Source organism: Frateuria aurantia DSM 6220 (genome assembly GCF_000242255.2).
GTDB lineage: Bacteria > Pseudomonadota > Gammaproteobacteria > Xanthomonadales > Rhodanobacteraceae > Frateuria > Frateuria aurantia.
In genome coordinates this window covers 290252-302299 of sequence record NC_017033.1, presented here as the reverse complement: position 1 = coordinate 302299, position 12048 = coordinate 290252, and the positions used below count along the sequence as shown (strand labels likewise).

11 protein-coding genes are annotated in these 12048 nt (G+C 63.4%); 7 read left to right on the top strand and 4 right to left on the bottom strand.

Annotated elements, in window-relative coordinates:
• The first annotated feature begins 13 nt into the window (after nucleotides 1-13).
• Complete coding sequence (locus FRAAU_RS01260; RefSeq protein WP_083841095.1) at nucleotides 14-958, top strand: EAL domain-containing protein; 945 nt, start codon at nucleotides 14-16, stop codon at nucleotides 956-958.
• 159 nt (nucleotides 959-1117) lie between these two features.
• Here the strand turns inward: FRAAU_RS01260 and FRAAU_RS01250 are convergent, their stop codons facing one another.
• The 3 genes from FRAAU_RS01250 to FRAAU_RS16285 all read right to left on the bottom strand — a co-directional run bounded on the left by FRAAU_RS01250 (nucleotide 1118) and on the right by FRAAU_RS16285 (nucleotide 4330).
• Nucleotides 1118-1990 (bottom strand): glycosyltransferase family 2 protein, encoded by an 873-nt coding sequence (locus FRAAU_RS01250; protein WP_014401753.1) that lies wholly within the window; start codon nucleotides 1988-1990, stop codon nucleotides 1118-1120.
• A 40-nt stretch (nucleotides 1991-2030) separates the two neighbouring features.
• On the bottom strand, nucleotides 2031-2945 hold the full coding sequence (locus FRAAU_RS01245) for a glycosyltransferase family 2 protein (protein WP_014401752.1): 915 nt from the start codon (nucleotides 2943-2945) through the stop codon (nucleotides 2031-2033).
• 128 nt (nucleotides 2946-3073) lie between these two features.
• The gene (locus tag FRAAU_RS16285; protein WP_014401751.1) at nucleotides 3074-4330 is read right to left on the bottom strand and encodes an O-antigen ligase family protein; all 1257 of its coding nucleotides are present in this window, start codon (nucleotides 4328-4330) and stop codon (nucleotides 3074-3076) included.
• Between the two features lie 146 nt (nucleotides 4331-4476).
• Here FRAAU_RS16285 and FRAAU_RS01235 point away from each other — a divergent pair, with 146 nt between their 5' ends.
• The 4 genes from FRAAU_RS01235 (at nucleotide 4477) to FRAAU_RS01220 (ending at nucleotide 8468) form a co-directional block, all read left to right on the top strand.
• Nucleotides 4477-5292: a glycosyltransferase family 2 protein gene (locus FRAAU_RS01235; RefSeq protein WP_014401750.1), complete on the top strand. Its 816-nt coding sequence runs from the start codon at nucleotides 4477-4479 to the stop codon at nucleotides 5290-5292.
• 4 nt (nucleotides 5293-5296) lie between these two features.
• The gene (locus tag FRAAU_RS01230) at nucleotides 5297-6325 is read left to right on the top strand and encodes a CDP-glycerol glycerophosphotransferase family protein (protein ID WP_014401749.1); all 1029 of its coding nucleotides are present in this window, start codon (nucleotides 5297-5299) and stop codon (nucleotides 6323-6325) included.
• Nucleotides 6326-6405: 80 nt separating this feature from the next.
• Entirely contained in the window at nucleotides 6406-8064 is a 1659-nt protein-coding gene (locus FRAAU_RS01225) for an ArnT family glycosyltransferase (protein ID WP_014401748.1), read from the top strand.
• Nucleotides 8065-8135: 71 nt separating this feature from the next.
• Nucleotides 8136-8468, top strand: a complete 333-nt coding sequence (locus FRAAU_RS01220) for a hypothetical protein (RefSeq protein ID WP_014401747.1) — start codon at nucleotides 8136-8138, stop codon at nucleotides 8466-8468.
• A gap of 10 nt (nucleotides 8469-8478) precedes the next feature.
• Here the strand turns inward: FRAAU_RS01220 and FRAAU_RS01215 are convergent, their stop codons facing one another.
• Entirely contained in the window at nucleotides 8479-9369 is an 891-nt protein-coding gene (locus FRAAU_RS01215) for an LpxL/LpxP family acyltransferase (protein ID WP_014401746.1), read from the bottom strand.
• 109 nt (nucleotides 9370-9478) lie between these two features.
• Here FRAAU_RS01215 and dtd point away from each other — a divergent pair, with 109 nt between their 5' ends.
• Nucleotides 9479-9916, top strand: a complete 438-nt coding sequence (dtd, locus tag FRAAU_RS01210; protein WP_041270708.1) for a D-aminoacyl-tRNA deacylase — start codon at nucleotides 9479-9481, stop codon at nucleotides 9914-9916.
• Nucleotides 9917-10068: 152 nt separating this feature from the next.
• Entirely contained in the window at nucleotides 10069-11949 is a 1881-nt protein-coding gene (rpoD, locus tag FRAAU_RS01205) for an RNA polymerase sigma factor RpoD (protein WP_014401744.1), read from the top strand.
• Nucleotides 11950-12048: the final 99 nt, after the last annotated feature.

The following is a 12048-nucleotide window of genomic DNA, read 5'->3' as shown; positions in this document are numbered from 1 at the left end:
ACGCTTGACGACAATGGCCCGACCCCGCAGCAGGGGATCCAGGACCAGGCATCGGCGGGCACTGTCATCTTCGTCCCCACGGCCCGGATTCGCGACAGATGGTTTTGAAGGGTGTCGGTTGATGGCAGAGTTGGTGGATGACTGGTTTTCCATGGATGACTTCATGTCATCGGCCGCCGACGGATCCTTGCGGTCAGCATTTCAGCCCATGGTCGGCGGAGAACAGACGGTGGTCGGACTGGAGGTGCTGATCCGCTGGATTCATCCGCGGTACGGCCTTTTGAATGCCGCGCAATTCATCGACCATATCGACAGTCATGCCGCGTTTTACGAAATCGCCAGGATATCCATCGACTCGGTGATGGAGCTGATCGAGGACGGTATTTCCGGCCTGATCTTCGGCATCAATATCAGCGAATTCGATCTGGCCAATCCTCGCGTGATCGAGCTGTTCTGCCGCAGCCGCCCCGCCTTCGATGCCAGCAGCTGCGATGTGCTGCTGGAAATCTCGGAAAGCATCGACTTCAGCCGCAACAAGCATCTGATGAATTCGGTCCGTCAGCTGGAGCAGGCTGGCTATCACTTCGCCATCGATGACTTTTTTTCGGACGAGAGCACCACCTTTCCGATACGCAAGATCAATCTCAAGGCGATGAAGCTGGACATGCATATTTCCAGGTCTTATCGCTCATCGCACAACGATCTGGTCCTGATCAAGACCATGGTCTACTACTGCAATCTGATGAATATCGTGCTGGTCGCCGAGGGTGTCGAGGAGCGCGACCAGTTCGTCGAACTGCGGGCCATCGGCGTTCACAAGTTCCAGGGCTACCTGTTTTCCAAGGCGGTTTTCCGCGAAGACTTGTGGTCGACCCTTGAAATGCTGGGCTATGACCCGGCCCATGAGCCTTTTACCGTGAAGCGATTCTGGAAGGATGTCTATCGCATCGGCGCCTGAGCGCCGATCACGAGCACCCTCCGGTCGGCGGCAAGGAGGCTGTTGGCCGCGCTGTCACCGTGATTGCCGTCAGCGAAGCCGGCCCTGACGAATGCCCCTGGCGTGATCCGCCCTTCCATGTCGTCAGCCGCCCCTCCGGATGACCCGGCAATGTCTGGATCAGCAAGCCCGCCCGGCATCCGGCGGCACGCTCAGCGCCCATGGATCGCCAGTCAGCAGCTCGGGATGCTGATCGATGCCGCGCTCACAGCGGCGAATGCGCTGATCCCTGGTCTGGGCGAACAGGCGGTTATTGGGCAGTGACATATCATCCACATCGGGCTGGGCCCGGCTGCGGTGCTCCAGATGGCAGGCCAGAGCCGCCCATTTCAGCTGTCGACGACGCACACCCGCATTCTCCAGACGCACCGCCAGCTCGCGATCTTCGGCCCCATAGCCTTCCATCCGCTCATCGAAGCCATTGACGGCCAGCAGATCACTGCGCCAGAAGCTCATATTGCAGCTCATCACCCGGCCACCATTGCGGCCGCGGGCTTTCCAGCGTGCCAGCAGCGGCTGATGGAAGGCATACAGTCGACGGGTGCCGGACCAGTCCTTGAAGTCGGCATCCACCCAGGGCGCAAATACCGGACGACCGCCTGCCAGCAGTCGCAGCGACTCCCGGGACGTCAGCTTGAGGCGGCCGCCCTGCAGAAAATGGCCTTGCTCGGCCAGCGCCACATGGTCGGCGACAAAAGCCGGATGCAGGATCATGTCACCATCGATCAAAATCACATAGTCACCGCGGGCGGCCGCGATGGCCCGGTTGCGGCAACGTGCCGCCCGAAAGCCCAGATCCTCCTGCCACTGGTAATGCAGCGGCACCGGAAACCCTTCTGCCAGACCCGCCACCATCGCGTCGGTGCCGTCACTGGAGCCATCGTCGGCGACGATGATTTCGTCAGGCAGACGGCTTTGGAGGGCCAGACTCTCCAGCACGCGCTGCAATGCAGCCCGCCAGTTGTAACTCACCACGATCAACGAGACTCTCATGGCATCGCTCGCCAGCGGATCGGCTGCCGTCTCTCCATGATCAGGCCTTCCGCCAGCGCCGGGCAATCATGGCCAGGGGCCAGCCCAGACGACGCCCCAGCGATTCGCCATGGGCGCGCGCCAACCGGGCATAACGACGGGTTTCCTTCCATGAGCACAACGGCTTGAGCAGATATTCGTCTTTCAGCAGACGAACGCTGCGCGGTCCCAGCCCGGCTTGCTGGCCGAAATGGGCAAACAGCCGCTGGTTGTTGAAAGCATTGAGAAATCGGCGGCGCGGGCCATGATGGCGCATCCAGCCATTGTCGCCATGGACGCGGTAGCGGATGCTGCCGGTAGGCAGAAAATACTTGTAGGCACCCAGCAAACTGCTGCCGTAGATCAGCACATTGTCGGCCCACAACCGCCATGACTCGAAATACTCTTCAGGCACGGCCGTCAGACGACGCCCCAGAGCAGTCTTGAAGGTAAGGCCTGACGTAGGGGCGCCATACCAATAGCCACCATACCAGGTGGCTATTGCCGTATAGGCCAGGTCCACCGGAGCATGGGCGAACCGGAACACGCTGGTGTTCTGCCCGATATGTTGCAGATCGGAAAACACGAAGTCGACCTCGGGGCGACTGTCATACAGCTCACCCAGCTGACTCAGATAATCGTCCGTCCAGTAATCGTCGGAATCGAGCATGCACACCACATCGCCGCTGGCCTGGGCGATCCCGCTGGCCATCGCCCGCAACTGGCCGCCATTGGCCTGCAGCACCAGGGTCACTCGGGAATCATCGCCGTAATGCTCGGCCAGCAGCTCGGCCGAACCATCGGTGGAGCCGTCATCCACCACGATCACCTGCTTCGGGGCACGTCGCTGGCCCAGCGCGCTTTCCACCGCCTCCAGCACATAGGCACGGTAGTTGTAACTGCAGATGACGACACTGAAACTGGTAACAAGCGGCATTGACACTCTTCCGATCGGTTGCATGGCGGACTTCCCGGATCCGCCGGGGCTACGCGGATGGAGCCCCGCACTGGCATCCTGACACTTTATCCCAGCGAACCGGCACGGCACCAGCCGCACCGACGGCGTCACGGCGACGCCAGCTGCCGTGCCGGGACCTCATGCCCGCCGCTAGTACCCGGCAACAGGCGGCGCCAACGCAAACCCAGCGCCATGGCCACCGGCAGCCACAGCAAGGCCCATTCCACATCCGGCTGGATCAGCAGCTGAGGCGCATCGAACTGGGTAGCGACGCTGCCATAGACCCACAGCACGGCCAGCGCCCTGCCTTCGGGCAGGCGACGCGCCTGCCAGGCTTGGCAGGCGGTCCACAGCCACAAGCTGCCCCACAACAACAGACCGGGCAGGCCCAGAGTGATCATGGCATGAGTCCATACATTGTGGCTGTGCTCCCAGTGCTGGTCGCCGACGGCAATCCGGTATCGACTCAGGGTGCCGATCCCCAGCCAGGGCGACTGTGCGATATGCGCCATCGCCTGGCTGAATATCTGCGGCCGATACGACCAGCCTCGTGCCACGATATGTCGCCAACCGGCCCACGCAAGCAGGGGCAGCAGGAATGCCAGCCAGCGGGCGCGAGGTCTCCGCCACAGCGGTCGAGGCTGCAGCAGCGCCAGGCAGGCCAGAGCCAGGGTCAGGGCCAGCCAGGTGCTGCGGCTGAAGGTCCAGATCACGAAAAGCGCCAGCAGCCACCATGCCGCCGTTCTCGCGCGAGCAGGCCAGCCAGGTCGGGCCGGAATCAGCCACAGCCACAGCCAGGCGGCCCCCGCCCCCATGCCTGCCAGATTCGGATTGTTCCAGGTGCCGAAAGCCACCAGTCGGTGCGCGCCCTCCCAGACCACATCGCGAAACGGGAAGACCAGCATCGCCAGCATGGCCGTCAGGGCAAGCCCCAGTGCGGCGCAGAACAGCAACGTCCACCACCGCCTGGCGTCCTCTGCCAGCTGGATGGCCGTGCCGGTGACGAACAGCAGCAGGGACAGCTCGATCACGAGGCCATCGCCGATACTGGCATGGGTACTCCACCCCAGGGCGATCGCCGACCACAGCAGCAGCCCGCAGAACAATCGTCCGCCAGCATGGCCCAGCAGAATCACCGCCAGCACCCCGCGGCGTTGCCAGCACAGCCAGGCCAGGGGCGGCAGATAGATCAGGGCCAGACTCTGGTGATAGTACTTGCCGGGATTCCAGACCCTGTGATTGACCGGCGCCAGAGCCATGCCAACCCACAACCACACCGTTCCCAGCCACAGCCAGGAGGCCATCGAAGCCCTGCCGGCGAGGAGCCGGAAGGGAATGGCGTGCAACGACCCTGATCCGCGCATTGGAGCATCCTGTGCCACATCTGAGGATCGACTGCGTCATCCATGCCTGTCCCCGCTACCGACCTGCACGCAGTCAATCCGAGCCTAACCCGGTCTGCCTGAACAAACGCGGGCAGAGCATGGGCGGGTCGGGCTAAACTGACTGCATGCAGACTTTTCCCCTCAGCCTCGTCGTGATGACCTACAACGAGGCTCACACGATTGCACGCTGCCTGGACAGCGTGCCCTTTGCCGCCGAAAAACTGGTGATCGACTGCGGCAGCACAGACGACACCGTGGCCATCGCCCGGGCCTGCGGCGCCCGGGTGATCCACCAGGACTGGCTGGGTTTCGGACCGCAGCGCAATTTCGCGCAGGCACAGGCCGGTCATGACTGGATTCTGGCGCTGGACGCCGACGAGTATCTGTCGCCGGCCCTGGTCGACGAGATGACAGCCGCCCTGCCCGCCCTGCTGGTCAGCGACAAGGCGGCGGCATGGCTGCGACGCAGTCTGATCTACATGGGAGCCCCGATGCGTTGGTATCGCCCGGCCGTCGGCGATCGGATGGCAAGGCTTTATCATCGCGACCGCGCGCGCTGGCGCGATGTGCGGGTGCATGAATCATTGGAATTCAAAGGCCCCGCGACCGAATTGAAGGCCCCGTTCTATCATCTGAACAATCGCAGCCTGCTGGAAAAGCAGCTGAAGGTGCTGCGTTATTCAGAACTGAAATGCCTGGACTGGAACGACCGCGGCAAACCGCTGCGAATGTGGCAGAGTCCATGGGTCTTTGTGCTGGCCTTCTTCAAGGACTACGTGCTGCGTCTGGGGCTGCTTGATGGCTGGCGCGGCTTTGCGATTTCCCAGACGGCGGCCTCGTATGCGCTTTACAAGCGCATGCGTTATTTTGAAATGAAGCACGATCCGGACTCCGTGGCCACCGCCGCGACGGCCCTCCGGCGTCACCAACTCGACCGCTGAGCCCATGAGCAAAAAGCATTACCTGTTGTACGGTTCCGAGCGCTATGCGCTGGCCATCCTGCGTCCGCTGCAGAGCGCGATCCGCGCCCGCGGCGACGAGGCCGCCTGGTTTTTCGACGGCCCCGGCGCCGAGGATCTGGTCGAGGGCGAGCGCCTGCTGAGCGTGGCCGAGGTGCGGGCCTGGAAGCCGCTGGCCGTGATCACCTCCAGCAACGCGGTGCCGCACTTTTTCCCCGGCATCAAGGTCGAAACCTTTCATGGCTTCGATGCCGGCAAGCCCAGGCATATCTATGTCCGCGGTTTTTTCGACCTGTACTGCACCACCGGTCCACGCGATACCAAGGCCTTTTCCGAAATCGCCGCCCGATGCGGACATTTCAGCGTGACCGAGACCGGCTTTCCCAAGCTGGACCCGTTCATGCGCTCGATTGCCGGACCGCTGCCTCCGGTACGCCAGCCGCCGGTGATCCTGTATCACTCGACATTTTCACCCTCGTGGAGCGCGGCCGAGTTGCTGTATGAGGAGGTCAAGCGACTGTCGAGGGATGGTCGCTGGCGCTGGATCGTCACCTTCCATCCGAAGATGAATCCCGACACCGTCGCCAAATACCGGGCACTGCAGAATGAGTACCTGAGTTTTGCCGACAACGACAATATCCTGGAACTGTTCGGGCAGGTCGACATGATGTGCTCGGATACCTCCTCGGCGCTCAACGAGTTCCTGCTGACCGGCAAGCCGGTGGTGACCTTCAGGAATCGTCGTCCCGGACCGCAGTTGATCGATATCGACCAGGTCGATCAGTTCGAACCGGCCATCGCGCGGGCACTGGCTCGCCCACCCGAACTGATGCAGGCGATCCGGGACTACGGCGATGCCATCCATCCCTACCGGGACGGGCGTTCCAGCGAGCGGATTCTGGAGGCGATCGATGCCTTTGCCGCCAGCGGAGCCCGCAATCGCCGCCGCAAGCCCTGGAATCTGTGGCGCAAGCTGAAGATCCGGCGCCGTATCGGCTATTGGGGACCGGCCTGAGGCGACAGCTGCCACGGCATTCAGGGATTCGTCCGGTGGAACCGTTAAACTCACCGCCCCCCGACTCATTCTGGTGATCCGTGCCCTCCAGCGAAACGCCCCGTTCCGACTTTGCACGCAGCCTCTGGCCCTGGCTGCCGATCTGGCTGCTGGCGGCGCTGACCGCCATTTTCGCGCATGGCCCGATGCCGCTGTATTCCACCCGGACCCTGGCCGTGGCCTGGGAGATGTGGGATCAGCACCACTGGATCGTGCCTTATATCAATGGCGCGCCCTACAGCGAAAAAGTCCCGCTGCTGTTCTGGCTGATCCAGCTTGGATGGGCGGTGTTCGGCGTCAGCGATGTGTGGCCGCGGTTGCTGGAAGTCATGATCGGCGGCAGCGAGCTGGTGCTGGCCACCTTGATGGCGCAGCGGCTGTTCCCGGCCACCCCGTGGATCGCCCGGCTGGTACCCTGGCTGCTGGGTTCGCTGAGCTACGCCTTCCTGTTCGGCCTGCAGATCATGTACGACGTGCTGCTGGCGGTATGGACTCTGGCCGCCCTGCTGTGCCTGCTGCCTGACGGCCGTGGGCGCGAACAGCCGCGATGGCTGTACTTCGGTTTGTGCCTTGGCCTGGGCCTGCTGACCAAGGGGCCGGTCATCCTGCTGCACGCCGGCCTGCCGTGGCTGCTGGGGCCGCTGTGGAGCGACTGGGCGGCACGTCACCGACGCCACTGGTATGGCGCGGGTGTGCTGTCCTTGCTGCTGGCGGCGGGCATGCTGCTGGCCTGGGCCATCCCGGCCGGCTTCAGTGGTGGCGAAGCCTACCGGCACAAGCTGTTCTTCACACAGACCGCCGGCCGGGTCGTCGGCGGCATGGATCAGAGCCATCGCCTGCAAAGTCACTCCCGACCATTGTGGTGGTACCTGCCCTGGCTGCCGCTGCTGCTGTTTCCGCTCAGCGGTCTGCCGCGGGCCTGGCAAGCCCTGGCCACGCTGCGCCGGCCACTGGACGCCGGCATCCGCTTTTTGCTGTGCTGGTTGCTGCCCGCCCTGCTGATCTTTTCACTGATCCGGGGCAAGCAGCTGTATTACCCCCTGCCGGAGCTGGCCGGCGCAGTGATCCTGATCACCGCCGCGCTGTGGCGCCAGCAATCGCAGGACACTGCCCGCCGCACCCGTTGGCCGGATACCTGGCCGCTGGCCCTGGCCAGCATCGCCACCGCCATCGGTCTGGCCGGCCTGAGCCTGCTGGTCGGCCATGGCCGGTTTGAGGGCAGCTGGTACGCTCCCTTGGCCGGCGAGGCGATCTATGCCAGCCCGGTCTTTCTGGCACTGGCGATACTGGTGGCCTGGCCCGGCCGCCATCGCCTGCAACGGGTGGCCTTGGCAGGACTGGTCGGAACGGCCACCATCTACGCCCTGTTCAACCACAGCCTGTGGTCGAAATTCGATCTGGAGCAGGCCAGCCAGCTGATCGCCCAGGCCCAGGCGCGCGGCCAGCGGGTCGCCCAGCAGGGCGCCTATGCCGGCCAGTTCCATTTCAGCGGTCGGCTGCACCAGCCGATCACCGAACTGGAAGGTCAGCCTGCATTGCAGGCCTTTGCCCGACAGCACCCGGACAGCCTGATCATCACCTATCCAGGCAAACTCAAGGCCTCGTCCATGAGGTACGCTGTCTTCACGCAACCTTTTCGTGGCGGCTGGCTGGTGATCTGGCCCGCCACTGCTCTGGAAGGCGCGGCCACGCCACCCTGACCCGGTCTTGCCGGGTCACGATCAGCAGCGGGCAAACCCGCCGCTGGTCGCCGACCTCAAGGAAGCTCGACATGGCTGTTGATCTCACTGCCCGCATTGCCCAACTCCGTCAGCAACTCGGAGGCCCGCGTGACGGTGCCCTGCTGCGCTATTCGCTGGGATCGGCCCTGTTCGACAGCGGCGCCCTGAAAGAAGCGGCGGAAATGCTGGGCCATGCGGTACTGGCCGATCCCGGCTATTCCGCCGCCTGGAAACTGGCCGGCAAGGTCAGGCTGGCGATGGATGACCCGGCCGGAGCCGCTCACCAATGGCAGCAAGGCATCGAAGCGGCCCGTCAGCGGGGCGACAAGCAGGCCGAAAAGGAAATGACCGTGTTTCTGCGCCGGCTGACGCCGCCGGCCTGATATCAGCCACTCAGCGATAGGGACTGGGTTCGCCAGGCGTCGGACTGAGACTGAAGCGCTTGTAATGCCACTGATACTGGCTGAAGGCCACCTCGACACAGGCCTCCACGCCACGGTTGAGCGCGGTGCAGGCGGTCTTGATGTCCGGACTGAAGATCTCCGGCGCGGCCGGCAGGAAATGCACGCGATAGCCCTGGCCGGCGGGCAGCCGTTCCACAAAGCCATACAGCACCCGCGAACCGGTCCGCTGAGCCACCCGCGGCAGCAGGACCATGGTCAGCGCCTCGCGGCTGAAGAACGGCGCAAACTGGCCCTCGCCCGCCCGCGGCTTCTGATCCGGCAGCACCCCGGCGGCACCGCCACCGGACAGCCAGCGATAAAGGGTTCTGACCCCGCCGGCATCGGCACGGATCTGCTCTGGAGCGCCGGGCCCTCGCGCTTTGCGCAGCAATTGTTCCAGCGCGGCGATGCGTGGCGGCCGGTACAGAATGGCCAGCCGGCTGCGTGCGGCTACCCAGAAATTCAGCAATTCCCAGCAGCCATGATGCGGCGCCGCGATGATCACGCCCTTGCCGCTGGCCAGGGCCTCGTCCAGCAGATCCTGACCACAGACTTCGCGCACCAGCTTCAAGGCCACCTCAGGACCACGGCCCCAGATCTTGGCCAGCTCGGTGCCCGACTTGCAGGTTTCCTGCATCGCCAGCAAGGTCTGTCGCTGCAGCTCGGACCCTTCCAGCTGTGGCCGGGCAATGCGCAGATTGGTCGCCACCACGCGCCGGCTGCGCCGGGCCAGATGGAAGCTGAGCCAGCCCAGCGCCGAGCCCAGTGCGTGCAGCCAGCGCAACGGCAGGCAGCCGACCAGCCGCAGCAACAGGTAAACAAGATAGATATCAGGACGCATAGGCCGGTGATTGTAACCGCTTCCCGGCCGCCGATGACTTGCAAGCGGCGGCCGGGTACCCGACATTAACCGCAGTCATCCGGGATCGACCCGACAGGAGGGGATGGTATTGATTGCATTGCTGCAACGGGTCAGCGAGGCCCGGGTGGAAGTGGAAGGCGAAACCGTCGGAGCGATCGACGCCGGCATCCTGGCGCTGGTGGCCGTGCAGCCGGAGGATGGCGAAACCCAATGCCGTCGCATGCTGGAACGGATCCTGGGTTATCGGATGTTCGCCGACCAGCAGGACCGCATGAATCTTTCGCTGCGGGATACCGGCGGCGGGCTGTTGCTGGTCAGCCAGTTCACCCTGGCCGCGGATACCCGCTCAGGGATGCGCCCGGGATTCAGCACGGCGGCCACACCGGCCCAGGGCCGGATCTGGTTCGATCATCTGGTGGAAATCGCACGTCAGCAATGGCAGGGGGTGGAAATCGGCAGGTATGGCACCCATATGAAAGTACATCTGATCAACGATGGCCCGGTCACCTTCCGTCTGGAAGTGTGATGAACCGTCCCGACAGGCTCCAGGCGCCGTTGCGCCGGAGGCGTCGGCATGGTTTCCGGGTCAGCGTTGGATTGGTCCTTCCCACTTGAAAACTGGTCAAAAATTCATCACATGGATATACTGATCGGTTCCTGTAACCCGCGGCGGTTGGTATGAACAGCAAAGCCCACGAGCAACAGTCAGAAATCAAGCAGCTCATCTCCAAGGGTTTGGAGCAGGGCTATTTGACCTACGCCGAAATCAACGATCACCTGCCTGACGATGTCGTCGATCCGGAGCAGATCGAAGACATCATGGCAGTGCTCAAAGGTGTGGGTATCGAGGTGCACGATGCGGCCCCCGATTCCGACCCTCTGTCAGACAATTCCAACGGCGGCGGCACCACCGACGAGGCGGCGGCCGAAGAAGCGGCTGCCTTGCTGTCGGCGGTCGACGCCGAAGTCGGTCGCACCACCGACCCGGTCCGCATGTACATGCGTGAAATGGGTACGGTCGAGCTGCTGACCCGCGAGGGCGAAATCGCCATCGCCAAACGCATCGAGGAAGGTCTGGGCCAGGTCCAGACCGCGTTGGCCAGCTTTCCGCTGACCATCGAACTGCTGCTGGAGGAATACAGCCAGCATCAGGAAGGCAAGCGCCGTCTCAGCGAAGTGCTGGCCGGTTTCACCGATCTGGAAGAAGCCGCCGCGGCCGAGGCCGAATCCGCTGACGATGACAGCAGCAATACCTCGACCAGCAATGATTCGGATGACGACTCCGACGACGACTCCGACGACAACAGCAACGGTTCGGACGATGATGACAACGCCAGCAGCGGCCCGGATCCGGAAGAAGTCCGGCGCCGGATGGACGAGCTGCGCGGCTTCTACGAAGAATTCCAGAAGGTCTCGCCGGAAGCGGCCAGCATCGACGATCCCCGCATCGTCGCCCTGCGCGGCCAGATGGCCGAAGCCTTCCTGCGACTGAAGCTGCCCTCGGCCCTGATCGACGGCTTCGTGCGCCGCCTGCGCGAAGTGGTGGGCGATATCCGCAGCCACGAGCGCGTGCTGATGGAAATTCTGGTCAAGCATGTGAAGATGCCGAAGACCGAGTTCCTGAAGACCTTCCCCAACAACGAGGGCAACCTCGAGTGGGCCGAGGAACTGGGCCGCAAGCGTCAGAAGTGGTCGGCCAACATCAAGCTGCACCGCGAAGCGATCGATGCCGAACAGGAAAAGCTGGCAGGTATCGAAAAGACCCTGTTCCTGCCGCTGACCGACATCAAGGAAATCAACCGGACCATGTCGATCGGCGAGGCCAAGGCCCGTCGCGCCAAGAAGGAAATGGTCGAGGCCAACCTGCGTCTGGTGATCTCGATCGCCAAGAAGTACACCAACCGCGGCCTGCAGTTCCTGGATCTGATCCAGGAAGGCAACATCGGCCTGATGAAGGCTGTCGACAAGTTCGAATACCGTCGCGGCTACAAGTTCTCGACCTATGCCACCTGGTGGATTCGCCAGGCGATCACCCGCTCGATCGCCGACCAGGCCCGCACCATCCGAATTCCGGTGCACATGATCGAGACCATCAACAAGCTCAATCGCATTTCCCGCCAGATGCTGCAGCAGTTCGGCCGCGAGCCGACGCCTGAAGAACTGGCCAAGGAAATGGAGATGCCCGAGGACAAGATCCGCAAGGTGCTGAAGATCGCCAAGGAACCCATCTCGATGGAAACTCCGATCGGTGACGACGAAGATTCGCATCTGGGTGACTTCATCGAAGATGCCAATGCCTCTTCGCCGGTCGAATCGGCCACCGAAACGGGCCTGATGGAGACCGTCCGCGACGTGCTGGCCGGCCTGACGCCACGTGAGGCCAAGGTGTTGCGCATGCGCTTCGGCATCGACATGAATACCGACCATACCCTGGAAGAGGTCGGCAAGCAGTTCGACGTGACCCGCGAGCGGATCCGCCAGATCGAAGCCAAGGCCCTGCGCAAGCTGCGTCACCCCAGCCGCTCGGAAACCTTGCGCTCCTTCCTCGATATCGACTGATTCCTCGTCGAGGCAGTCGCCTGATCAGAACGCCCGCGCAAGCGGGCGTTCTGGTATCGGGCCCGCCTTACCTGCAATCTCGCAGACCGCGCACCCGCA